Below are 21,931 nucleotides of genomic sequence, written 5' to 3' on the forward strand. Positions count from 1 at the left end.
GCGAGAGACTTGCATTGCCACATTCGTTGCACCATGTGGGAGCGTGCCCCTAGGATAATCCCATGACGGCCATCGAATCGCCCTGCATCCTTGTCTGCTCGATCGACATGAAGACCGGCTATTGCTTCGGCTGCGGGCGCACGCGCGACGAAATCTCGGCCTGGCTCGATATGACGCCGGACAAGCGCCGCGCCGTCATGGCGGAACTGCCGGCCCGTCTGGAGACGGTCGAGCGGCGGCCGCGGCGCGAAACCCGGCGCACCCGCATGGCGCGCGAGCGTGGTGAGGCGCTTTGACGGCATGAACCGCGGGCTCATCCTGATCCTCGTCGTCATCGCGGCCGCGGCCGGCCTGCTGATCTACAACGACACCGCCGGCACCACCTTCGGCGTCGGCAACTATGATTTCGGCCGGCTGGTTTGGCTGGGCATCCTCGTCGCCGTCATCGGTGCCGGCCTGCTGCAATCAGGCGGGTCGCTCGGCACCACGGGGCGCAATCTCGGCGCCTGGGCGATCATCGCGCTGGTGCTCGTTGCCGGCTACCAGTACCGCTACGAATTGCAGGATATCGCCAGCCGCGTCACCGCCGGCCTGATCCCCGGCAGCCCGCTGGCGCTGGGCGTGGAAGACGGCCGCGCCACGGTGACGCTGGACAAGGGCGACGGCGGCCATTTCCAGGCGCGCATCCTGGTCAACGGCAAACCGGTGAACACCATCGTCGACACCGGCGCCACCACCACGGTGCTGACCGCCGAGGACGCGCGCGCCGCCGGCATCAACCCGGAAGGATTGAATTACACGGTGCGTGTTTCGACCGCCAACGGCACCGCCAGTGCCGCGGCCGTGCGCACCAACGAACTGGCTTTGGGCAGCATCGTGCGACGCGACATGCCGGTTCTGGTCGCGTCCCCCGGCGCGCTGGAACAGAGCCTGCTCGGCATGAACTTCATCGGCTCGCTGTCGGGCTTCGACATGCGCGGCAACCGCATGATCCTGCGCGACTAAGCACCCTGGGACGTAGACCCGTTACGTCGTAGCCAGATGTGGATTGCGACGCGTTTGAGAGCCGCAAGGTAATTTTCTGCCAGCTTGTCGTATCGGGTTGCGATGCGACGGCTGCCGACCGCCGTTCGGACTTTGACAATGAGGCTGCAAGCCCCAAAAGCTGCTGTTACCCGAGCGAAAAGTAAGGGCGGACAGTGGAGCACCTAAAGCCAGGTCTGGCGGAAATGTTGATCGGGGATTTGCGCCGAGTGGGAGGCAGGCACCCACAGGGTTCGCATCGGCGAAATAAAGGAATGCGGCGCGAGGATCGAGGCCGGATGGACGAGCCGGAATCCGGCGGAACGACAATATCCTAGTGTTTGACGCGTCCGCTAGGCGCCGACCATCCATCCCTGAGGCTGGACGTGAACGACAACACCTTGTTGCTCGACGGGTGGATATTTCATGAAGTGCTTGCGGAACGAGGTCACGAGACCATCGTTCCCGGTGTCTTTACAGAGCTGGTGTATTTGCTTTCCGAGGCGCAGTTCGATCGTGTAACGCGACGCTTTGATCGTCTTCTTTGCAGTGTCGAACATCGCGGACGCGTCATCTGACAGCGACGCAGTGGACCAGAATTCAAATTGGACCTTGAGGTTCTTCCACTCGGGGTGCGCCTTTACAGCAGCGTAGATGACCGGGACATTGTGTTGGAGCCAGTGCGTGAATTCCTTGTTCGGCACGTCTGCGTAGGGATTGTAGCCCTTGCATTCGATGAATGTGACGGACTTATCATCCACGAGGGCAACCACATCGGCTTCTGCTTTTTTCCCTTCTGGCGATTTGAATATCTGGTTCATTTTGACCTGGTGCGAGATCGTCTTCCTGGCGATTTCAGCAGCTAGATATTCGAACAGGGTTCCCCGGAGTTGGACGGACGCACCTTCTATTTTGCCCAGCCTTTTGAAAAGCAGGTCTAGCCCCTCAGGGTTCAGGGCCGTGAACGCCGCCTTGGTCAACACCGAGGAAAGTTGGGCAAGCCCTTCGGCAATCTCATCCCCAAACATATTTCCGGGCGTGGCGGGAACGATGCCGTTCTGCTTAAGCAGGGCAAACGCCTCTTCGGAGTATTTATGTGCAACGAATATCTGCATGCATGGCCCGACGTTCCGAAGGCGCCGAAGCGTCAGGCATTTGTTGATGAACGGGCGAATGCCCTGAACGTCAACCTCCCCGCCAAGATAGACGTCGCAGGCTATAAATCCGGGCTTCATCTTCCCATCCTTGCCCGGTTTCACCATGAAGCTCAAATAAGATGGCGCAGTGAGGTCCCATGCGAATGTACCAACCGTTGGCGCACTGTCCGGCCCGCGCATGGCAACCTTGTCGTAGCTGACGAAGCCTAGTTTCCGCGCCCAATCGCGAACAGCATATAGCAGGAACTCTTCGGTTATCAGGCGGGCGCGCATTTCAGCGGCCATAAAGTCGAAATGGTGTTCGGACTGCACCAGGGATATGCAGGCCCCGAGGCCGGGAACATCCCGTCGTTCCAATAGTCCTGCCTGAATGAGGCGTTGGAGCACCGTTTCCGGCGACAGGTGCTTCGCCTGCTTAAGTGGCGATCCGCTCGCAATTGGAAACTGGGACTCGGGAATGACCCCGCCCCTAAGCCTGATCGCGGCAATGGCGTAGCCATAAGCCGAGTTCGTGTCCTGCAGCGCATCGACCAGATTGCTCCAGTATTCAGGCGAGCCGAATTGCTTCTCTAGGTAAACGTACCGCGCTTTGCGGGGAAAGGTGATGTAGGCTAGCCGCTTCACTTCACCGGAAGCGCGAGAAACACGTTTGCGGGCCGCCGCCGGGGTGAGGCCGAGGTTCTGCACCAGATGGTCGGAGACGGCGCTGGTGAGACAGGGGCCCTGATATCTTATGAAGTTCTCGACCGGATCGACCACGAAGCTCCTCCTTGTCACACAGCGCTATTAATAAATTAAATACATGGCCCCGTCTTCTGTTTTTCGAAAACGGACCTATCCAATTGAATTTGTGAAATAAATCCGAATTTCTTGATCGACGTTCGAAGAACCATGTCACAGTGGAGTGTCGCATAGGCGGAGTTTCCGGACGAATTCCGTCGTTTTAACACTCATCTCAATGCTGTGTTGGCTATGAGATGGGCTAGTCCGTGGCATGGAAAAATCGGGATCTTCGCTTACAACTCATTGAATGACGACATCGGTGACGAAGTCGGCGCGGGAACGCTGTAAGGATGCGTCTGTTAGTTCAGCCAATAGCATGTAAACAGCCTGACCGCTTTCCACCCGACACCGGTCATCTCGCGTTTATAAATTCACGGCCTAGCCTACTCGACACGCGCTGTCGGCGTCAGGCAGCTTCCTCGGCGCCCGCGAAATCGATCGCCGCGAACGCCGCGCGCAACACTTCCCCGCCCGCGCCGGGTTTTGTCGCATCGGTGGACAGGATCTGCCGCCAGCGGCGCGCGCCGGGCAGGCCGTGGAACAGACCGACCATGTGGCGGGTGACATGGCCGAGCCGACCGCCCTGTTCGATGTGGCGCGCGGCATAGGCGGCCATCGTCTCGATCAGCGCCGCGAAATCGACCGGCTCCGGCACAGTCCCGTAGAGCGCGGCGTCGGCGCCGGCCAGTATGCCGGGCGTATGATAGGCGGCGCGGCCGAGCATGACGCCGTCGACATGGCCGAGATGGCGCACCGCCTCGTCGATCGACGGAACACCGCCATTAATGCCGATGAAACGCTGCGGCAGCCGTGCCTTCAGGCGGTAGACGCGGTCATAGTCGAGCGGCGGGATGTCGCGGTTTTCCTTCGGGCTGAGCCCCTGCAGCCAGGCCTTGCGCGCATGCACCCACAAGGCGTCGGCGCCGGCCGCGAACACGCCGTCGGCCAGCGCGTCGAGCGCGACCTCCGGGTCCTGGTCGTCGACGCCGATGCGGCATTTCACCGTCACCGGTATCGCCACCGCCGCTTTCATCGCCGCCACGCAGTTGGCGACCAGCGCCGGCGTCTGCATCAGGCAGGCACCGAACGTGCCGGACTGCACCCGGTCCGAAGGACAGCCGACATTGAGGTTGATCTCGCCATAGCCAAAACCTTCGCCGATGCGTGCCGCCTCGGCGAGCTTTCGCGGGTCCGAACCGCCGAGTTGCAAGGCCACCGGATGCTCGACCGCATCGAAGCCCAGCAGCCGCTCACGCTGGCCATGGATGGCCGCATCCGCCACCACCATTTCGGTGTAGAGCAGCGCATGACGCGTCAGCTGGCGATGGAAGAAGCGGCAATGCCGGTCCGTCCAATCCATCATGGGCGCCACGGCTACTCTATAATATTGATTTTTCAGCATTTTTTCTTTAACATCAGATCATTAGAACCTGCTGAGTGCAGACGAATTTACGCCAGAATACGACCCTTTTCGCCACGTTTCGATCTCTCAGTGCACACGGAGCGCACACGAAAAAATGGCCACCTACACAAAGCTCTCGTCCGGTTCCTGGCGTGTCCAAGTCCGTCGCAAAGGTCGCTACGTCAGCGAGACCTTCCTGCGCCGAGACGACGCACGGCGCTGGGCGACCGAAGCCGAGCGCCAAGTCGATCGCGGTGAGACGCCGACCAAGTCCCGTATCGCGCGCCTGAAAACTTTCGGCGAACTCATCGACCTTCATATCGACGACATGTGCGATGTAGGCAAGTCCCCTCGCCGCTCCAAGGCCGCAACCCTCGATATGCTCCAAAGACATCTGGGGAAGTGCAACATCGCGGCTCTCGATCGCGAACGACTCATTCGTTTTGGTCGCGACCGGGCCACCCAAGGCGCCGGGCCAATGACGCTCGGTATCGACATCGGCTTTGTAAAACTTATCCTGTCTCATGCCGCTGCGGTGCACGGACTGCCCGTCAAGGTCGAACCGGTTGATCTCGCGCGTATCGCCCTAAAGAGGCTTGGCCTCGTTGGGAAAGGCCACCAGCGCGACAGGCGACCGACCCAGGATGAACTCGACAGGCTCATTGCTCACTTCGATGCAAACCCTCGTCAATTGGCACCGGTTAGCCAGATCATACGTTTCGCCGTCGCAACCGCGATGCGCCAGGAGGAAATCTGCAAGGCGCGCTGGTCCGATATGAATACTCGCACGCGGATGCTTCTCATCCGTGACCGGAAAGACCCACGCAACAAGAAAGGCAACAATCAGCGCATACCGCTATTCGCGGCAACCGGATACGATGCGTGGGCCATTGTCGAGGAGCAACGGGCACGGCGCAGCAATGACGACGATCGGATTTTCCCGTTCAATCATCGGTCAGTCGGCACCGCCTTCCGTCGAGGATGCGCTGACCTGGATATCCACGATCTTCATTTTCATGATTTACGACACGAAGGCACGAGCCGCCTTTTCGAGGCCGGATTCACAATTGAACAGGTAGCTCTGGTAACCGGACACAAGGACTGGAAAATGCTGAAACGGTACACGCACCTTAAGCCCGAGGCACTTCACGCAGTGCTGGCGAACCGTGCTGCGTAACGCGATGGTCGCCTCCGTGTTCGACTGCAGTATGGGCCAAAACTTCAAACCAGACTACGAATCTGGGGGTCAGGAGTTCGAATCTCTTCGGGCGCGCCATAACAGCGCTCGGATGCCGAAGTGCCTCGTAACGCTTAAATCAAAATGTTGATCGAAGCGTCCAGCTTCTATCCTGCGATCACTTCTCGGTCGACGGCACACTAATCGAGGCCTGGGCGTCGACGAAGAGCATCGAGCCGAATAGCTCGGATGAGCCGCCGGCTGGCGGCGGCGGGCGCAACGCGGAAGCGAACTTTCATGATCAAAAGTGGTCGAAAGAGACGCATTTCGCGATCACCAATCCCGAGCCAAGCTCAACCGCAAAGGCAAGAAAGCCGACCTTTGTTTCATAGGGCATGGGCTGATGGAGAACCGCCCGTGGGCTTCTGGTCGATGCCTGCCTGACGCCGGCTGATGGTCAAATGAAAAAACCTGCTCCGGAGACCGGAGCAGGTTAAGAATTGGGAACCGTGAAGCTCCCGTCAGATCACTTGCAGTCGTTGAGAAGCTTCAGTGCCTTCTCTGCGTCGGCCTTGGTGGCGTAGCTTTTCTTACCGGCATCCGTCAGCTTGGTGCCGTCCGGCTTCTTGTCGACGATTTCGCACTTTTTGGTAGCGGCAGATTTGGCGACGTAGAACTCGGCAGCAGCAAAAGCCGGTATGCTGAATACAGCGACAGCTGCGGTCGCGAGAACAATCTTACGAAACATCTTCCATCTCCATGAGCCATCTAGCTTACAGGGATTTACGTACGCCATCCTCTGTGGAAGGATAGCGGACATTTCGTGCAGATTTAGCACAGAACAAAAATAGCTCGTCGATACAGTGGCAAGATAAAAGCGCGCGCATTGCGCGTCGATCGAGCGGTTGTTTGTTCTGGGGCTGGCATGCATCGCACGTTGCCTTGTTTGAGGGGGCAATGTGCGCGCACACGTCAAGATTTTGAAAAAGCAAATCTTTTCATACGTTTTGAGGCAAGAGGAGAGCCAACGCCTTCAATTGCATCGGACCGAGATCAATCAACTGAACCGCGCCGGGTTGATCGGAGGCTCCAACTCCTGAGAAGGTTGAGCCATGACAAGCAAGACGACCAACAAATTCTCCCCCGAGGTTCGCAACCGCGCGGTTCGGATGGCGCTGGATCACGAAGGCAAGCACACCTTGCGATGGGCGGCGGCCTCATCGATCGCGGCCAAGGTCGGCTGCACGGTGCAAACGCTGCATGAGTGGGTGAAGAAGGCCGAGCGCGAAAGTCGCGTTCGAGTCGGCGTGCTGACGGATGTGGCGACGAAACTCAAGGCTTTGGAGCGCGAGAACCGCGAACTCCGTCAGGCCAACGAGATCCTTCGCAAGGTTTCCGCTTATTTTGCCCAGGCGGAAGTGCCAAGCGAGGGTTATCAATTACTTGCGGAAGGTTAGGGCAACGATTTTTCACGTATTTTGAGCGCAAAATCCCTAACCTTTACGCCCGATTTTCCGTGTCTGACTAGCACTAAGCAGCCGCCCGGATTCAGTATTGATACCCCCGCTATTTTCTCCCCAGGCCACTAATTGCAAGGATTGTGCGGTCTGCTGCTTCGGACCAATCGACATCGCGATTCATTTCGCCATCCTTTTCACGCGGGGGCGAATGGAGGAATTCCAATGTCGCTAGCTCGTGCTTCCAAGTATGCAAATCTCGCCTCTCGAATGCGCGCACAGTGCCACGCCAGAGGTGCAAATTGGTCAGGAGACGCGCTCTGGACCGAAGCGGAAGACGCCATATGTCGAAAATTGCATCCAGACTATGAGGCGCTGCAGATCGCCCTTCCGCGCCGAACGCTGTGCGCAATTCGGTTCCGCTGCCAGGTTTTGCAGCTGACCTCTCCGGCCAAATTCTGGACGGGCGATGAGCAATCTCGCCTTCGCAAGATGTATCGAACATCGACTTCCGATGAACTCAAAGCCGCGTTTCCGGATAGATCACGCGGCAGCCTAGAGCACCGCGCAATGAAGATTGGAATCGTACGCGCGCGGCGGCCATACCGACCCACACGTGACCTACTTCTGGATGAGTTGCGGGCTGAGTGCTTCCGCCAGAACATCACTATGCCAGACCTTGACGTGATCGCGAACGGCAAGGGGTATTTCAAACGAAAGGCCTGGGGTGGACCGCACGGTTGCATCGATATGAACCGGATCGTGAAGGCCATCAGAGAACTTGGTGGCAAAATCTCAGTACGTTGGGAGGACGACCTATGAGAACGGGTCGGGCGGCCATAGAGGCGGAAATAGAGCGACTTCTGACCTTACTCGATAATTTGGACGGCGATGCTGATTTCGAGCCTGAACCCCTTGAAGAGCAGCACGATCCGGAAGCCGAACTGACATGGGCCAATGGTTTAGCACCAGGTTGGTTCGTAGTAGCCGAGCGCGCCCGACGGAAGATCAGGAACTGATTAGAGAAGCCCAGCTTGAAATTTCACAAACACATGATCCGCCGGTGCGGCTATCATTTCGATAGCCGCCCCTTCCGCAACCAACAATGGCGTTGTCTCATGGAGATTTCATGATCCGCCGTAGCACCAAACTCACCATCGCCATGGTCATTGGCGGCCTGATCTGGCTGACGCTGATCGTCGGGCTCGCTGGGTCGATTTGGTCATTGCTCGAATGATCCGCCCCGACGCTCGCTTGATCATCGCCATCGCCTTTGCGATGGGCGCCGCTGTTGGCTTGTGGAAGGCTGTTGCGTGGGTTTTGGAGCTGTTCTAGCAACTTGTTGGGCAGAGGATCGACTAATAGCGCGGCAAGATCTCAGGGGGAATACATGATCCGCGCGATAGCTTTGATTGTCGTTGCTTTGGGCGTAACTGGATGCGGAATGTCACGACATAGCTTCGTGGCAAATCAGGCCAAGATGCAAACTGATCCTGCCTTTTTGAAGCGCACCATTGCAGACTGCCTCATCTATGCGAACTCAGAGCCCTTGGAAAATCAGAAGCGTTTCGCAGCGCGCCATAAGATTCCGTTGCGCGATGTCGCGCCTGTCGCCTGTAAACGCTTCGTGAACGGATTAGTTCAGAACCGCTACACGTATGAGAAGTATCGCGAAGGGATCAACGCGGGAAAAGGTTTTGATTTCTTTCAGGTCGCAGATTCTTTGTGATCGAGCAGGTTGAATGGGCTAGCCGCCCTAGGGCACGCGGAGTGGGAAGATCATGCCACCTTGGAAACGAGGATTGATGTGGCTGGAGTTGCGAAAGCCAGATCTTCCCGGTGTCGCTTTGATCTTGATCGTGGTGGCCGGTCTCGTTGTTGCTGTTGCCTGGTACGGACGCCAAACCGGCGAGCATCTCGCGGACCCCAACTGGCCCTGCTTCTACGGCCCGAAGGGCGTGAACTGCAAATCAGAGCCCCAATAGTCAACTAAACGAGAACATAGTTGTCGTCTCGGTAGTCCAGCGTCTTACCCACGAACCTGACAAAGTCCTCTTCCGCAACGGAGAGAACGTACTCGTATCCATTATCGCTACGTAGGATGTGCGCAATCTCGTTTCGCTGCGCCTCGGTGAACGCTCCCATTAGGACGCCGCTTGGGACAATTCCGTTGTTGAGTTCTGAATCAACCCACATAACCGCGGGAATGCACTCCACGCCTGTTCGCGCTTTAATACGATCGAGGCCCAGCGCTATTTGCGCCCGAGCAGCGGCGGAGATTTTCATTGGTGATTTCAACATCGCGTCAGCCCCAGGCGTTTCCGTCAATCATCAAGAGTGGCCTTTGGCCTCAGCGTAAGCGTTCGACTTCGGCGCCGGCTTCTCCGCTGGCAGATTGGCATAGATTGCATCACACTTGTCGTAGGCCGGTATCGATTCCTTGGGCGTGCAGCCGTTCCGGCGAACGATTGCCTCTATCAGTTTCCCTGGCGGCCGGTCGCCACCTACCTCCAGCATTTTGAGTTTGTCATAACGACGTTCATTTCGCACGTATCGCACGACACCGGATGAGGTTGGTCTTTGGCTTTCCGGAACATGGGATGACGTGAAACACATACAGCGCCGGTTGCCGGCGAATATGCTGGTCATAGTCGATACGCCGAAGAAACCATGATCGAGGGCTGATCTTTGATTGCGCGAGGTTTGGCGCTAGATTGCAACCATGTGGTTCAATCCGCCTACGCGCCAAGAGCCCTACCTCGACCGGCAGATAGACTGCCAGGAAGCACTTGAGCCGGGTTTTCAGATCCTCAGTGAAGAGATGATAGCCGCTGGCCGGAGCCGTGACGAAATCCAGTTAGCCTTCGTGAATCTGTTGGCAGCCCACGACCGCACCCAGGAATCAAATGCAGAGCAGGAGGTCGAACTTGCCTTCATGTGCGCTCAAATGCGGTTACCGAAGCCATGAGGGCTCCACTTCGAAGGCCCTACTTTCCGCCGCTCAGAAAAGGCGATGCCAAAGCGGTACTCATTACTTCAGTCATCGCAGCCGGATTGAGCGCGGCAATGATCTACTACGCCAGTGAACTGCATCGGCTCCAAGCAAGAGTGAACCATGGCTTCGGTCCAGAATGGGACTGCCTCCGGCCTGACAAGGGCGATCCCATTTGCACACGGGCAAAACCTCACGAGCCGGCGCCAGGGACAAACTGAGATACGCGCACTCATTCAGCGAGGCAGGAAATGAAATCCTCGTTCACCAGCGAATACTGGGCACCGCGGCTGTTGAGCGTCCTCAGAATGGTTTGCGGCTACATAGTCCTATTTAACGGATGGGAGCGGATTCGCGAGAACCCTCCCGTTGTATTTACTGGCGCGACGGACTCGATTGAAGCGATTTTGTTCTGGGTCGGACTAGCCTGTGGGGCGCTGCTTCTCGTTGGGCTATTCACGCGATTGGTGGCGACATTCTTGTTTCTGGTGACCGCACTAAAATACGCACTCTTTACGGTCGTCTATGGGCACTATCCGCCCCTCATTTTCGATGATCGCCTACTACTGTTCTGCTTCGTTTTCCTGTTCATATCCGCCGCCGGCCCTGGTCAGTGGGGGCTCGATGCTCTGCGAGGTAGGCAAGGGTAAAGAACCAACACTCTGAAAAAGGACAAGGTCGCTAAGGGCTGCGGCAGGAATCGATACCTTCGCCCAGTTCATAGAAACGATGGACGGAATGATGCCCGAGGGGCTGAAGGCGAAACGGATTCCTCGCTGATAGCGAGATAGGCAGATGACGGAATTGTTGCAAAGTCCTTACAGAACGTTAATTTGTTTTTCACGTTGGGGGGGCATATCTATGGGTATGAGCAAACAGGGACCAGCAAATCCAATGAAAGCGGATGCCTTTAAGAAGGGCTTCCTGCGGGGGTTTTCTGCGCCTTTTGGGTTCTTTGCTCCAGTTGAGATTCGCCGCCCTACGCAGTTCAACGGCAGCGTTGCGAAGGCGTGGGCAGATGTTGGCCGCGCGTTGTCGAACGCGACATCTGATCAGGGCGCCTTAATTGAGCAAAAAACCGGCAAGCAGCCCCCCCGCAGGCAGCGAAGAAAAGCAGCCTAATCTTCCTGCGACAATCAAAGAAGAAATAGATCGCGAGATCGGCTCGCTGGTCCCTCAAGGCCAGCGAACCGAAATAATTATGCGCCTCGCACGCGTGATGACCAGTGAATTATTTGCTGGTCCGATAGCGCATCCGAGACATTTGCGTGAGTATGAAGCGATACTTCCGGGCTCGGCGGAACGTATCGTCTCGATGGCTGAGAAAGCTCAGTCACACAATCAAGCCATGGAATCGGCGATTGTGAAAGGTTCGATCCGGACCAGCCATTATTCCATGTATCTCGGATTCGCGGCGCTAGTGCTTCTTATCTTGACAGCGGTGTATGCGGGCATGCACGGCAACAATGTACTCGCAGGACTTTTGCTGGGGACCGGCGTACTTGGCGGAGCTGCGACATTGATCCGAGGTAGGGCGAACAACGGCAATGGAAATAGCGCCGGAAAACCAGAAAAAGGCTAATCGTCACTGAGCCCGACTTCCACGGGCACACCGTCGTCTAGAGTTATGACGATGCGGCTGAGAGCGTCAGTCTCCTAATTTGTGTTTATGACCCCGGCTCCGGTCAGGGTTTTCGTTTCTGCTGCCGGTGGCTATATTCTCGCTATGTTGAAAGAGGTCTACAGCCGCATTCGCGAAGGACTTGAGGAGGCTCTTGCCTGGAGCCCGGGCGAGATTGCGCTGCCTGTGACTGACTATTCTACCGGATCTCCCATCACGACCGTGCGCGATCGGGGCGCACCGGTGAAGATCGGAGATCAACATGCATCACAAGCGGAAGAAGCCGAAAAGCGCTAGGGCCGGGTGCCTTATGTGCAAGCCGTATAAGGCGAACGGTATTTGCCCGCGCCATCTGAATATGCGGATTGGCAATCTGCGGCGGTATCAGGCCGGTACAGACGCGCTGCGCTGCGAGCGCATTCGATAGCACCCAAACGCAAAAGGCCCGCCCCGGCGAACCGGAGCGGGCTTGTTGCCTGAGAGCGCTTGCCAACGGACAAGCGCGCGGCCGAATAGCTGCAATGTGCGGGTTAGGCAAGCTTTCGACGATCAACCAGATTGGCTCGAAGCCCGATTGGCGAGAGCGATCCGCTTAATAAGCAGTCCAAAATACGCGCCAGCCGCACCCGCGAGCATGATCCTGGTTCTCTCGCTATCGAAAATGCCCACTAGGAACTTGGCAGTTGGGGAAGCCCACGCTTTGAACCGCGCCGGGTTTGCCGGAGGCTTCAACTCCTGAGAAGGTGGAGCCATGACAAGCAAGACGACCAACAAGTTCTCTCCCGAGGTCCGAACCCGCACGGTTCGGCTGGTTCTAGATCACGAAGGCGAGCATGCCTCGCGGTGGGCGGCGGTTTCGTCAATCGCCGCCAAGATCGGCTGCACGGCGCAGACGCTGCATGAGTGGGTGAAGAAGGCCGAGCGCGACCGGTGTGCGTGCCGGTGTGCCTACGGATGTGGCGACGAAGCTGAAGGCTTTGGAGCGCGAGAACCGCGAGCTTCGGCAGGACAACGAGATCCTGCGCAAGGCGAGCGCGCATTTTGCCCAGGCGGAGCTCGACCGCCGGTTCGAGCGATGATCGCGTTCATTGACGATCACCGCGAGGCGCATGGGGTCGAGCCGATCTGCAAGGTGTTGCAAATCGCTCCGTCGACCTACCACGACCATATCGCCAAGCGCGTCGATCCCTCTGGGCTATCGGCTCGGGCGAAGCGGGATGAGGCTTTGAAGGATGAGGTCCGACGCGTGTTCGAGGCGAACTTCCGCGTCTACGGCGTTCGCAAGGTCTGGCGGTAGTTGCGGCGCGAGGGCTTCGATGTCGCCCGCTGTACCGTTGCCCGCCTGATGAGGGTCATGGGCCTTGAGGGCATCATTCGCGGCAAGCCGCTCCGCACGACGGTGAGCGACAAGGCCGCACCTTGCCCTCTCGATCAGGTCAACCGCCAATTCCATGCCCCGGCGCCGCACATGCTCTGGGTCTCCGACTTCACCTACGGCGCGACCTGGACGGGCTTCGTCCTGGACGCTCTGGAACAGGCCCTCCATGATCGGCGGTCGATCCATCGCGGCGGGCTCGTGCATCATAGCGATAGAGGCAGCCAATACATCAGCATTCGATACACCGAGCGCCTGGCGGAGGCTGGCGTCGAGCCCTCTGTGGGCAGCGTCGGCGACAGCTACGACAATGCTCTCGCCGAAACCATCAACGGTCTCTACAAGGCCGAGGTGATCCACCGACGCGGGCCATGGCGCTCATTCGAGGCCGTCGAGTTCGCAACGCTGGAATGGGTAGACTGGTTCAACAATCGCCGGCTGCTGGAGCCCATCCGCAACATCCCGCCGGCCAAAGCCGAGGGACGCCACTATGCCAGGCCGGAAGAGCCAGCCATGGCGGCGTAACTCAAACGAAACAACCTCCGACAAAACCGGGGCGGTTCAGTCGAGGTGTGGAACCTCACGCTGCTATTGGGATTGATATCGTCCAGGCCAGCGTGCTGCAGCCACGTAGCCCAGTCCATGCTGAAGTTGTCGTGGATGAGCGTATGGTATCCGAGGTCGCCGGGGGTATCTATGGCTGAAAAGGTACAATGCCAAGCGCATGGCGAGCGCGAGGCTACATTCGTATGTCGCCATATTGTTGACTCCTTGGACACCCGGCGGGCCGTTGGCTTCTATTGGTCTAGGGATCAGCTCGCATCTCGACCCGACGCATGGTGCACGGAATGCGAGCGCATTCGCGTGGCGGAAGGCGGCGAGTGGAGCGATAAGGCTATCGAGTTTGCCCAAGTCAAGCTCCTGTGCGGGGGATGCTACGACCGGGCCAAAAGCATCTGGCTCGAGGCGCGCCGCGCTGATACGGAACGAGAGTGCTAGGTGTTTGATCCCGAGGTTTTATGGTGCGCTATGGGACAGGTTCTTCACGACTGCGCCACAACGACAGACCGTCGAGCAATACAAAATAGTCAAGAGAGCCTGAGGGCGCTGTCCAAGCGCTAAGGGATCAACCCGAAGACCGTTACAAAATGGGAAAAGCGCGGTTCGGTGCCCCTCGTAGGGACGACACTTGGGAGTTGCCGCGACCGGGAGCAGCAAGTCTCGATTCTCACGAAAGGAGGGCCCTAGAGGACTATGGCGTAGACATAGTTCTCATCTTCGCCCGGTGCGGCGCGCCAAATACCGCCAACCATACTCCACAATACGCTATATCCGCCGAGACTACGCTCATACAAAGAGCGGCAGCGTGTGCGGCTGTGAGTGGCTATTGTACACCCCTGTCGCCGAGCACTGGACCGTCCCGCCGTTTGAGTCGCTACAGACAGGCCGTTTCAAGGTCCGGCGCAGGGTTGTGTTCGTTCGGTAGGCTCTTCGCCGACCTCCACGCTATAGGACCGCAAGCCGTGGTCATCGAGCATGATGATCCGATAGCAGGGATATCCTTTCGTCCACCATGGATTGGGCGTCCCGATATCCGTGATGAAGCGATGCGAGCACGACTGGCCGGAACTGTAGGAAATGCCTGTGGCGGTCGTCCCCATCATCGGCACGTGGATATGCCCGAAGACAATGTGGCGCACACCCGACGCATGTGCGGCGAACCTCTCCATCAGCGCGCCGCCGTCATGCAGCCCGATATGGTTGAAATGGGCGATGCCGCAATCGAACGGCGGATGGTGGATGAAGACCGTCACCGGTTTGTCGCCTGCGCTGCCAAGCGCTCCGTGCAGCCAGGCGAGACGCATCTCGTCATAACGCCCGCCGATCAAGCCGGGCTCATGGCTGTCGAGAAACAGCAGTCGCCCGTGATCGGTGTCGAGCCAGGATTGAACGAAGCCATGGTCGTCGCGCGGATGCTGCGGGAAGGCCTCGATGAAGGCGGCGCGCGCGTCATGATTGCCGAGCAGCAAGCGAACCTCGAAGGGCACCGCGGCAAGAATATCGCGCAGCAGCGCATAGGCTTCCGGGTCGCCGAAATTGCAGAGGTCGCCGGTGATGACCAAGAGGTCGGCATCGGTATGTTTGACGACAATGTCGGCCACCGCTATGCGCAATTGCTGTTCAGGGTCGACGCCATGGACGATGACGCCCGATGGCATCAGATGCGCGTCGGTCAGGTGGATGATTTTCATATGGTTGTCCGGAAGCTGGGCCTGCGGGGACGCTTCTCCCCGCAGGCCATCGATCGAGAATGATCAGTGCATCAGTGCGTTGGTCTGATCGACAATCTGCTTCAGGCCGGCTTCCGGCGTCACCTCGCCGCGCATGACGGCGCCGATGATGTCGCGCTGGGTGCGCCAGATGCGGACCGAGTCCCCGCCTGGATAACCGGCCCAGGGCAGCGAGCGGTCGGCCTGAAGCGAAGCCGTCTTCACATTCGGATGCGCGGCATAATAGGGCTCGAGATAGTCAGACCCGGTAGCGAGCTTGTTGGTCGGCAGATAACCGGTGATGCGCACGATGACGTTCTGCGCCTCTGGGCCGGTGACGAACTTCACATATTCCCAGGCTGCATCCTGCCGCGCCTTGTCCTGCGTCAGGATGACCGCCGAATTGCCTCCGGTCGGCACGCCGCCGTTCTGCGGGTTATCGAGCGGGAAGGTTGTCGTCTTCAGGGGGAAGCGCTCGCCGACAAGACCTTCGATCGTCTGAACGTGGGCCGGCGTCGAGAAGATGAAGCCGGTGAGGCCTGCACCGAATTGCTGGCGTGACTGGTCCCAGTCGAGCAGGTTCTGACCGCCATCAGTCACGAACTGGCGGAACAGCTTGAGCGCGTTGAGGCCGATCTCGTTGTCGAAGGCGACCTTCTTTGTCGTCTCGTCCACCAGCTTGCCGCCCTGCTGGTAAATCGCCGCCTGCCACAACCAGTCATCCGGCCAGCCATTGATGTCGTAACCCATGCCCGAAACCTTGGGGTCGAGTGCGTGGATCTTCTTTGCCAGCTCGATCAGTTCGGGGAAGGTCTTGGGCATGCTGTCAGGGTCGCCACCAGCCTTCTTCACCAGATCGGCATTGATGTACATGATCGGCGAGGAGGCATTGACAGGCAGTCCGTACTGAATGCCATTGACCCGACCGAGCGCTGCCAGCTTCGGGCTGAAATTCCTGTCGAGGAATGCCTGCCCGCCCTCTGCGTCGATATAGGGCTTCAGGTCGGTGATCTGGTTGCGCGGGGCAAGCGTGTTCACCAGTTCGGCGGTCAGGTTGTAGCCGGAAAAATAGACGTCGGGCAGGTTGCCCGTCACCGCCGAGCGCAGCACCTGCTGCTGGCCTTCGTTGTAGCCGGGAGCCGGAGCGAGGAAGTTGATCTTGATGTTCGGGTGGTTCTTCATGAAGGTTTCGGCCAGCGGCTGGTGAAACTTGGTGAAGCCCGGCAGGTTGTAGAGAACGTTCAGCGTCACCTCTTCCGCCGCGAAGGCGATGCCAGGAAGCGAGACGACAGCCAGTCCGAGGGCGAGGCCGCCCAATGCGCTGCGGCGTGTAATCTTCATTGTGGTGTTCCTTTGGGTGGGGAGAAGTCGTCGAAGGGATCATTTGACGCCTGTCATGGTGATCCCGGCGATGAAATGTCGGCGTGCCAGCAGGAAGCACAGAACCATGGGCGCCGTGATGATCGCCGCACCCGCCATCAGCGCGCCATAGTCCGCACCGGATTCGACATCGGCGAAGAACAGCATACCGAGCGGCGGCAGTGCGAGATTGGTCTCGGTGACAACGATCATCGGCCAGTAGAGGTCGTTCCAGTGCGCCACGACGGAGAAGACCGCGAAAGCAGCAAGCGACGGCAGTGAGCCGCGCAGCACCAGCCCCCAGCAGATTTCCATTTCGGAATAGCCGTCGAGCCGGGCCGCCTCGATGATTTCGTCGGGATAACTGCGGAATGACTGGTGAAACAGGAAGATGGCGAAGACCGACAGGAAGAACGGCATCATCATCGCGAAATAGGTGTTGAGCAGCTGCGCCTTGGCGAGCCCGACAAAGAGCGGTAGCGCCAGTGCCTGAATGGGCACGCAAAGCGCGCCGATGACTGCCAGCAGAAGCAGTCGCCGTCCCGGAAACCTCAGCTTGGCGAGTGCGTAGGCGGCCGGCACGGCCGTCAGCACCTGTACGATCAGAATGCCCAGGCACACGATCACGCCATTCAGCATGAAGCGCGCCATCGGCTGCTGCGAGGTCGCGCGCGTGTAATTGGCGACCGCTTCGAACTGTTTCGGAATCGGCCAGAGCGAGACGTCGAAGATCTCGGCCGACGAGCGGATGGACGTCAGGAACATCCAGTAGAAGGGCAAGAGCATCACGAAGGCGCCGAGCGCCAGCACGAGATGTGGCAGGAATTTGCGTAGTCTCGCCATCAGTAATGCACCTTGCGGTCCATATGCACCGTCTGCCAGATCGACATGACGAGCACGATGACGAGGAAGATCAGGGTCAGTGCGGCGGCATAGCCGGTGTTCGAATATTCGAAGCCTTCGAGATAGAGATCGAAGAGCAACGTCTCCGATTGGAACCGCCCCTTGGTCAGCACGGCCACCGTTTCGAACACCTTGAAGGCCGATATCGAGGTGGTGACAACGACGAACATCGTCGTCGGGCCGAGCATCGGCCAGGTCACTGTCAGGAATCGGTCGATCGGGCTTCTGGCGCCATCCAGGCGGGCCGCTTCGTACATATCCTTCGGGATCGCGGTCAGCCCGGCCAAGAACAGCACCATGTTGAAGCCGAGGATCTGCCAGACACCGATAATGGCCATGGTTGGAATAAGCAGCGCTGGATCGGACAGGAAACCGACGGGTGCGAAACCAAACCATTTGATCGCCGCATTGACCGGCCCGAGCGAGGGATGCAGAAGGAACTGCCACACCGTCGCCATCGCCACCAGCGTCGCGGTCACCGGCAGGAAGTAGGCTGCTTCCCAGAAGGTGCGGCTGCGTTTGCGGCCATGGACCAGCAGCGCCGCGCCAAGGGCCAGGAACAGGCCGAAGGGAATGACGATGAGTGCATAGACGACAGTGTTCTTCAGAGAGCGCATGAAGACTTCGTCGCCAAACGCCTTGACAAAATTGTCGATGCCGACAAACCGCGCCGAAAGCGCGCCAAGCCGATAGTCGGTCAACGAAAAGCCGGCGAGGAAGATCATCGGCAGCACATAGGTTGCGAGCAGAAGCAGCGTTGCCGGCGCGACAAACAGCAGGCCGTTGCGCACGATGCGCCGCTCGGCGGTGGACGACTGCCGGGAACTGGTCTGAGGCGATACGTCTGCAACCGCCGCGCTCATGCCGCCACTCGCTCGCGCACGGAGAGATCGCGGCGCTTGCCGTCACGGCCAAACAGATGTGCGCGATTTGCGGTGAAGCCGAGCTGCAGCGCATCGCCGACATTGGCGGCTCCGCTCTCGCCTGCCTTCTGGCGCATGATGATCGTTACGTTCAGATCCAGCTCGAAGTCGCAGGTGACGAAACTATCCGCGCCATGGCGTTCCACGCGCACGACACGCGCCGACAGGCCGTCTTTCGCAGGATGAAAGTCTTCCGCGCGGATCGCCAGCGTTGCCGGACCTGCCTCATCCCTGGTGGTGATGCGGAGCGGCTGTCCGAACAAGGTCAGTGCGCCAGAGGCGGCGACATCGACCGGCAGCAGATTGATCGAGGGCATGCCGATGAAGCGGGCGACGGTCAGTGTCTGCGGCCGCTGGTAGAGCTCGTCGGGCGTCCCAAGCTGCTCGATGCGCCCTTCCGACATCAGCGCGACGCGGTTCGACATGCTCATCGCCTCAACCTGATCGTGCGTCACATAGATGAAGGTCGCGCCAAGGCGGCGATGCAGCGCCGCCAGTTCGTCACGCATATGCGCGCGCAGCTTGGCGTCGAGATTGGAGAGAGGCTCATCCATCAGGAAAGCCACGGGTTCGCGCACCAGAGCGCGTGCAAGTGCCACGCGTTGCCGCTGGCCACCCGAGAGCTGAGAGGGTTTGCGGTCGAGCAGTTCCGTTATCTGTAAGGTCTCGGCGGCTTGCTTGACCGACGCATCGATGTCGGCGAGTGCGGCACGCGGCGCAAACATCCCGGCAAGCGGCAGCCGCGCCCAGAAGGGCAGGCGGCGCATGCGCAGCGGCGTGGCGATGTTCCGCCGCGCCGTCATGTGCGGATAGAGCGCGTAGGATTGAAACACCATGGCCAGATTTCTGGCCGCGGGATCGGTGTCAGTCATATCCTGCCCGCCGATATGCACGCGCCCCTGATCCGGCGTCTCCAGCCCGGCAATGATGCGCAGCAATGTGGATTTGCCGCAGCCGGACATGCCGACCAGCGAGATGAATTCTCCCGGCCGGATCGAAAGGTCTATGCCCTTGAGCACATCCCCTTGCCCGAAATTCTTGCTGATGCGTGACAACTCAAGCGATTGAGGAGCCATACTACGTCCCTTTCCCGAAGGGCGCACAGATCAAGGGTTAGCGTGACAGAGGCGTGACGCTCGGATGATGTCTTGACGACATCTCACACCCAAAGCGCTGGGGTATCGCGTGACGGGCGACTAGCGCCGCATTGACGCAGAAATGGAGGGCGTCCAGACTCATTGCACCGAGCATATCGCCCGCTTCTAGCAGTCCTGGTCCTTCAAGGGCCCGACCCGCTCACGCGGCCCGAGCTTCAAGGATCGAAATTGGCGCCTTGGTCGCGATTACCCGCTCTAGGCGCAGTCCAGCGACCGATAGCAGTTTTGCAAATTGGCCTTCTGTCCGCTCAAGCCCACCTGGAACCGTCAGCATCGTCACATCCAGCACCTTGATGGGATGAGGATCGTTACCAGCGGGAATGATGGTCTCGGCAACGAGAACTTTCCCATTTGCCGTCATGGCCGTTCGGCAGTTTTTCAGGATTATGGCAGCGCGTTCATCGTCCCAATCGTGGATGACCTTTTTTAGGATATAGGTATCCGCCGAAGGCACACTCTCAAAGAAGTCACCCTCGACGAGCTCGCTACGGGGCAATGCGCCTCCGGTTCCCGTTCGTGCGGCAGCGACCCCCGCGGGCAGATCAAAGAGAATTCCAGTGAGGTGGCGTTACGGGCCAGGATGGCCGAAAGGAGCTGCCCGTGCCCTCCCCCGACGTCAACAACGCAGCGGGATGCGCTAAAATCATAGGCGTCAGCCACAGCTTCGTTGGTGCCTTGGCTCATCGCGATCATCGCACGTTGGAAGAGCGCTGCTTGCTCAGGGTGGGACCCGAGCCATTGGAACCTCGGGGCTCCAAAGACCTGTTCGAAGGCAGGCTCACCTGTTTGAACAGAATAGAGAAGCTGCGCGAAGGCCTGATAGGGTTCGCTGTTGATCATCAATACGAAATCGCGCGGGCCAGACGCCAGATCGGAGCAAAGCGTCGCGCTCAGTTCGGTTTGCGCGAAGCAGCGCGGCGATACTTCGCGAAACACGCCTTCGCTGGCCAGCAGACGCATGACGCGATAGAGTGCCTCGGCATTCGTTCGGGTGGCTTGGGATAACTCGTCTGCCGAGCGGTCGCCTCCGACAAGAAGATCAGCGATGCCTAGTTCGGCAACGACGCGCAAAGATTGCGAAAGCGCGAACCCGAAGCCCATGCGCAGGATTTGCTGAGACGGTGTACTCATCTTGCTCTCCACAGCGACAGAATTTGGTCATAAGGCGAGCGCACATCTATCCACCTCAGTCAAAACTCGGCGGTTCAGTAACCGACAGACGTCGTAATGCGTTTAGAAAAATAGTCGACGTTGGCGGCGGCAGCCCTAACTTAGGCTGACGATTTTCCGTCGCCATCATCCCAGTGTCAACGGCGGAGCAAAACCCGGCCATTGGGGTGGAGTAAAAGCAGGCCAGCCCAGGTGTGGCGATCAGCGGACAAATATGGCTCTGACTATCTTCACCTTGTAGCGGCGAAGAGATACCTAAATTTAGAACGCTGACTGCCTGCTGACGGTCTTCAGTCCGGGGTTCGCCTCCTTGAGTGCACGACGGCTTCTGGCGCAAAATGGTCATCCCAGATGACGACGTAACCGAGGAGCACCGGAGCATGCGGTTTCGAGCACGTCGCCTCGAATGTGGTCGTGCTCGCGATTCGTGAAGCGCCAAAATCGCTACTCACTACTGGGCGCATGCACATGGCATCCAATGGACTGGATGCTTCACGGTTAGTGCGGGCCGTTTGCTTGCCTCGCAAGCCGACTCGCTCACCAACACCCAGTTCATTGCGGCTACCGATTCAAAGGCACCGTTACAAAGACAAGGACCCGCTCGCCAACGGAGCGGGTCCCTATTGCCCGAGGCGGAACAGAATACATGGCCGCAGCTCCAATTTCGACGAGGGGCATGAACTTTTAGTTAGCGCCCTCGCCGCAAATCGAATTGAGGACGCACTTGGTTATGCTGTTAATGTCTGAATCAGAAAGACCTGCACTTGTCAGGCTCTTGCTAGCATTCGGGTGAGCATGCGAAAGTTTGCGATATGGACGCCGTCGCGCCGAAGCTGGGGAAGCGCGGCCCTTATAAAAAGCGTGTAGCCGCCTAAGGTTGCTTGAATGTGACACTGGGTTGCGCGATTGTCGAAGTCGCCTCAGTGACGCGAGTAACCTAGTGATCCCGACGAAAAAGGCCCCGCCTTTCGTGCCGACCGAAATCCACATCGGTACGATCGAGGATGAAAGGGGTCCGCTCGGCATTCTCTCTATCAAGACAACAACGGGTCTGTTAGAAATCGCGCTCGACTGCGAAGCTGCCGACGCCATCGTTGATGCCATCGGCGAGATTCGGCCGAAGCTGCCAGAAATTTCAAACTGAGACACTACCCATCTGTCA

22 protein-coding genes, 3 pseudogenes and 1 other annotated feature are annotated in these 21,931 nt (G+C 58.7%); of the genes and pseudogenes, 14 read left to right on the forward strand and 11 right to left on the reverse strand.

Going from position 1 to position 21,931, the window contains the following annotated elements; translation table 11 throughout:
* Nucleotides 1–62 precede the first annotated feature (62 nt).
* Entirely contained in the window at nucleotides 63–296 is a 234-nt protein-coding gene (locus tag QFZ88_RS02205) for a DUF1289 domain-containing protein (protein ID WP_024925094.1), read from the forward strand.
* 4 nt (nucleotides 297–300) lie between these two features.
* Nucleotides 301–1,005, forward strand: a complete 705-nt coding sequence (locus QFZ88_RS02210; RefSeq protein WP_024925093.1) for a TIGR02281 family clan AA aspartic protease — start codon at nucleotides 301–303, stop codon at nucleotides 1,003–1,005.
* A gap of 371 nt (nucleotides 1,006–1,376) precedes the next feature.
* Here the strand turns inward: QFZ88_RS02210 and QFZ88_RS02215 are convergent, their stop codons facing one another.
* Nucleotides 1,377–2,939, reverse strand: a complete 1,563-nt coding sequence (locus tag QFZ88_RS02215) for a hypothetical protein (protein WP_024925092.1) — start codon at nucleotides 2,937–2,939, stop codon at nucleotides 1,377–1,379.
* Nucleotides 2,940–3,369: 430 nt separating this feature from the next.
* Nucleotides 3,370–4,365, reverse strand: a complete 996-nt coding sequence (gene dusA, locus QFZ88_RS02220) for a tRNA dihydrouridine(20/20a) synthase DusA (RefSeq protein ID WP_024925091.1) — start codon at nucleotides 4,363–4,365, stop codon at nucleotides 3,370–3,372.
* Nucleotides 4,366–4,480: 115 nt separating this feature from the next.
* On the opposite strand from dusA, the gene QFZ88_RS02225 reads away from it, so the two are divergent.
* Both QFZ88_RS02225 and QFZ88_RS02230 read left to right on the forward strand, forming a co-directional pair.
* Complete coding sequence (locus QFZ88_RS02225; protein ID WP_024925090.1) at nucleotides 4,481–5,542, forward strand: tyrosine-type recombinase/integrase; 1,062 nt, start codon at nucleotides 4,481–4,483, stop codon at nucleotides 5,540–5,542.
* A gap of 161 nt (nucleotides 5,543–5,703) precedes the next feature.
* Nucleotides 5,704–6,018: pseudogene (locus QFZ88_RS02230) on the forward strand (IS5/IS1182 family transposase); the annotation flags it as partial.
* A 50-nt stretch (nucleotides 6,019–6,068) separates the two neighbouring features.
* Here QFZ88_RS02230 and QFZ88_RS02235 read toward each other — a convergent pair.
* On the reverse strand, nucleotides 6,069–6,290 hold the full coding sequence (locus QFZ88_RS02235; protein WP_024927182.1) for a hypothetical protein: 222 nt from the start codon (nucleotides 6,288–6,290) through the stop codon (nucleotides 6,069–6,071).
* Nucleotides 6,291–6,654: 364 nt separating this feature from the next.
* On the opposite strand from QFZ88_RS02235, the pseudogene QFZ88_RS02240 reads away from it, so the two are divergent.
* From QFZ88_RS02240 to QFZ88_RS02255, 4 genes and pseudogenes are all read left to right on the forward strand, one after another.
* Nucleotides 6,655–6,948: pseudogene (locus QFZ88_RS02240) on the forward strand (transposase); the annotation flags it as partial.
* A gap of 276 nt (nucleotides 6,949–7,224) precedes the next feature.
* Nucleotides 7,225–7,821 (forward strand): hypothetical protein, encoded by a 597-nt coding sequence (locus QFZ88_RS02245; RefSeq protein WP_139116395.1) that lies wholly within the window; start codon nucleotides 7,225–7,227, stop codon nucleotides 7,819–7,821.
* Complete coding sequence (locus QFZ88_RS02250) at nucleotides 7,818–8,018, forward strand: hypothetical protein (RefSeq protein ID WP_036255450.1); 201 nt, start codon at nucleotides 7,818–7,820, stop codon at nucleotides 8,016–8,018. Before QFZ88_RS02245 ends, QFZ88_RS02250 begins: the two co-directional genes overlap by 4 nt.
* Before the next feature lie 371 nt (nucleotides 8,019–8,389).
* Nucleotides 8,390–8,728 carry a hypothetical protein gene (locus QFZ88_RS02255; protein WP_139116396.1) on the forward strand — a complete coding sequence of 113 codons (339 nt, stop codon included), beginning with the start codon at nucleotides 8,390–8,392 and terminating at the stop codon, nucleotides 8,726–8,728.
* Between the two features lie 260 nt (nucleotides 8,729–8,988).
* Here the strand turns inward: QFZ88_RS02255 and QFZ88_RS02260 are convergent, their stop codons facing one another.
* Nucleotides 8,989–9,285 (reverse strand): hypothetical protein, encoded by a 297-nt coding sequence (locus tag QFZ88_RS02260; RefSeq protein ID WP_024925859.1) that lies wholly within the window; start codon nucleotides 9,283–9,285, stop codon nucleotides 8,989–8,991.
* 436 nt (nucleotides 9,286–9,721) lie between these two features.
* Between QFZ88_RS02260 and QFZ88_RS02265 the strand changes: the two genes are divergently transcribed.
* The 5 genes and pseudogenes from QFZ88_RS02265 to QFZ88_RS02285 all read left to right on the forward strand — a co-directional run bounded on the left by QFZ88_RS02265 (nucleotide 9,722) and on the right by QFZ88_RS02285 (nucleotide 13,512).
* Entirely contained in the window at nucleotides 9,722–9,967 is a 246-nt protein-coding gene (locus tag QFZ88_RS02265) for a hypothetical protein (RefSeq protein WP_024925860.1), read from the forward strand.
* Nucleotides 9,968–10,786: 819 nt separating this feature from the next.
* Nucleotides 10,787–11,113 carry a hypothetical protein gene (locus QFZ88_RS02270; RefSeq protein ID WP_139116397.1) on the forward strand — a complete coding sequence of 109 codons (327 nt, stop codon included), beginning with the start codon at nucleotides 10,787–10,789 and terminating at the stop codon, nucleotides 11,111–11,113.
* A complete protein-coding gene (locus tag QFZ88_RS02275) occupies nucleotides 11,058–11,573 on the forward strand; it encodes a DUF2335 domain-containing protein (RefSeq protein WP_139116398.1) in 516 nt (171 codons plus the stop codon). Before QFZ88_RS02270 ends, QFZ88_RS02275 begins: the two co-directional genes overlap by 56 nt.
* A gap of 87 nt (nucleotides 11,574–11,660) precedes the next feature.
* Nucleotides 11,661–11,909 (forward strand): hypothetical protein, encoded by a 249-nt coding sequence (locus tag QFZ88_RS02280; protein WP_024925864.1) that lies wholly within the window; start codon nucleotides 11,661–11,663, stop codon nucleotides 11,907–11,909.
* Between the two features lie 454 nt (nucleotides 11,910–12,363).
* Nucleotides 12,364–13,512, forward strand: a pseudogene (locus QFZ88_RS02285) (IS3 family transposase).
* Nucleotides 12,646–12,762, forward strand: a sequence feature (AL1L pseudoknot). It overlaps the preceding pseudogene by 117 nt.
* 926 nt (nucleotides 13,513–14,438) lie before the next feature.
* Here QFZ88_RS02285 and QFZ88_RS02290 read toward each other — a convergent pair.
* From QFZ88_RS02290 to QFZ88_RS02320, 7 genes are all read right to left on the reverse strand, one after another.
* Nucleotides 14,439–15,239, reverse strand: a complete 801-nt coding sequence (locus QFZ88_RS02290; RefSeq protein ID WP_024925867.1) for a phosphodiesterase — start codon at nucleotides 15,237–15,239, stop codon at nucleotides 14,439–14,441.
* Nucleotides 15,240–15,302: 63 nt separating this feature from the next.
* The gene (locus tag QFZ88_RS02295) at nucleotides 15,303–16,598 is read right to left on the reverse strand and encodes an ABC transporter substrate-binding protein (protein ID WP_024925868.1); all 1,296 of its coding nucleotides are present in this window, start codon (nucleotides 16,596–16,598) and stop codon (nucleotides 15,303–15,305) included.
* Between the two features lie 39 nt (nucleotides 16,599–16,637).
* Nucleotides 16,638–17,459, reverse strand: coding sequence for a carbohydrate ABC transporter permease (locus QFZ88_RS02300; RefSeq protein WP_024925869.1), 822 nt, complete (start codon nucleotides 17,457–17,459; stop codon nucleotides 16,638–16,640).
* Nucleotides 17,459–18,382, reverse strand: a complete 924-nt coding sequence (locus QFZ88_RS02305; protein ID WP_024925870.1) for a carbohydrate ABC transporter permease — start codon at nucleotides 18,380–18,382, stop codon at nucleotides 17,459–17,461. Before QFZ88_RS02305 ends, QFZ88_RS02300 begins: the two co-directional genes overlap by 1 nt.
* Complete coding sequence (locus tag QFZ88_RS02310) at nucleotides 18,379–19,518, reverse strand: ABC transporter ATP-binding protein (protein ID WP_024925871.1); 1,140 nt, start codon at nucleotides 19,516–19,518, stop codon at nucleotides 18,379–18,381. Before QFZ88_RS02310 ends, QFZ88_RS02305 begins: the two co-directional genes overlap by 4 nt.
* Nucleotides 19,519–19,738: 220 nt before the next feature.
* On the reverse strand, nucleotides 19,739–20,140 hold the full coding sequence (locus QFZ88_RS02315) for a methyltransferase (protein WP_275040875.1): 402 nt from the start codon (nucleotides 20,138–20,140) through the stop codon (nucleotides 19,739–19,741).
* Nucleotides 20,026–20,730 (reverse strand): methyltransferase family protein, encoded by a 705-nt coding sequence (locus tag QFZ88_RS02320; protein WP_275040874.1) that lies wholly within the window; start codon nucleotides 20,728–20,730, stop codon nucleotides 20,026–20,028. Before QFZ88_RS02320 ends, QFZ88_RS02315 begins: the two co-directional genes overlap by 115 nt.
* A 979-nt stretch (nucleotides 20,731–21,709) precedes the next feature.
* Between QFZ88_RS02320 and QFZ88_RS02325 the strand changes: the two genes are divergently transcribed.
* The gene (locus QFZ88_RS02325; protein ID WP_024925872.1) at nucleotides 21,710–21,913 is read left to right on the forward strand and encodes a hypothetical protein; all 204 of its coding nucleotides are present in this window, start codon (nucleotides 21,710–21,712) and stop codon (nucleotides 21,911–21,913) included.
* The last annotated feature ends 18 nt before the right edge of the window (nucleotides 21,914–21,931 follow it).

The sequence above is a fragment of the Mesorhizobium sp. YL-MeA3-2017 genome (assembly GCF_030814575.1).
GTDB lineage: Bacteria > Pseudomonadota > Alphaproteobacteria > Rhizobiales > Rhizobiaceae > Mesorhizobium > Mesorhizobium terrae.

What these genes read in the sequence shown, in the direction of transcription:
- QFZ88_RS02260 (WP_024925859.1), bottom strand. Translation starts at nt 9,285, where the DNA reads ATGAAAATCTCCGCCGCTGCTCGGGCGCAAATAGCGCTGGGCCTCGAT.
- QFZ88_RS02210 (WP_024925093.1), top strand. Translation starts at nt 301, where the DNA reads ATGAACCGCGGGCTCATCCTGATCCTCGTCGTCATCGCGGCCGCGGCC.
- QFZ88_RS02280 (WP_024925864.1), top strand. Translation starts at nt 11,661, where the DNA reads ATGACCCCGGCTCCGGTCAGGGTTTTCGTTTCTGCTGCCGGTGGCTAT.
- QFZ88_RS02255 (WP_139116396.1), top strand. Translation starts at nt 8,390, where the DNA reads ATGATCCGCGCGATAGCTTTGATTGTCGTTGCTTTGGGCGTAACTGGA.
- QFZ88_RS02265 (WP_024925860.1), top strand. Translation starts at nt 9,722, where the DNA reads ATGTGGTTCAATCCGCCTACGCGCCAAGAGCCCTACCTCGACCGGCAG.
- QFZ88_RS02270 (WP_139116397.1), top strand. Translation starts at nt 10,787, where the DNA reads ATGACGGAATTGTTGCAAAGTCCTTACAGAACGTTAATTTGTTTTTCA.
- QFZ88_RS02235 (WP_024927182.1), bottom strand. Translation starts at nt 6,290, where the DNA reads ATGTTTCGTAAGATTGTTCTCGCGACCGCAGCTGTCGCTGTATTCAGC.
- QFZ88_RS02305 (WP_024925870.1), bottom strand. Translation starts at nt 18,382, where the DNA reads ATGAGCGCGGCGGTTGCAGACGTATCGCCTCAGACCAGTTCCCGGCAG.
- dusA (WP_024925091.1), bottom strand. Translation starts at nt 4,365, where the DNA reads ATGCTGAAAAATCAATATTATAGAGTAGCCGTGGCGCCCATGATGGAT.
- QFZ88_RS02205 (WP_024925094.1), top strand. Translation starts at nt 63, where the DNA reads ATGACGGCCATCGAATCGCCCTGCATCCTTGTCTGCTCGATCGACATG.
- QFZ88_RS02300 (WP_024925869.1), bottom strand. Translation starts at nt 17,459, where the DNA reads ATGGCGAGACTACGCAAATTCCTGCCACATCTCGTGCTGGCGCTCGGC.
- QFZ88_RS02295 (WP_024925868.1), bottom strand. Translation starts at nt 16,598, where the DNA reads ATGAAGATTACACGCCGCAGCGCATTGGGCGGCCTCGCCCTCGGACTG.
- QFZ88_RS02290 (WP_024925867.1), bottom strand. Translation starts at nt 15,239, where the DNA reads ATGAAAATCATCCACCTGACCGACGCGCATCTGATGCCATCGGGCGTC.
- QFZ88_RS02225 (WP_024925090.1), top strand. Translation starts at nt 4,481, where the DNA reads ATGGCCACCTACACAAAGCTCTCGTCCGGTTCCTGGCGTGTCCAAGTC.
- QFZ88_RS02250 (WP_036255450.1), top strand. Translation starts at nt 7,818, where the DNA reads ATGAGAACGGGTCGGGCGGCCATAGAGGCGGAAATAGAGCGACTTCTG.
- QFZ88_RS02310 (WP_024925871.1), bottom strand. Translation starts at nt 19,518, where the DNA reads ATGGCTCCTCAATCGCTTGAGTTGTCACGCATCAGCAAGAATTTCGGG.
- QFZ88_RS02320 (WP_275040874.1), bottom strand. Translation starts at nt 20,730, where the DNA reads ATGAGTACACCGTCTCAGCAAATCCTGCGCATGGGCTTCGGGTTCGCG.
- QFZ88_RS02245 (WP_139116395.1), top strand. Translation starts at nt 7,225, where the DNA reads ATGTCGCTAGCTCGTGCTTCCAAGTATGCAAATCTCGCCTCTCGAATG.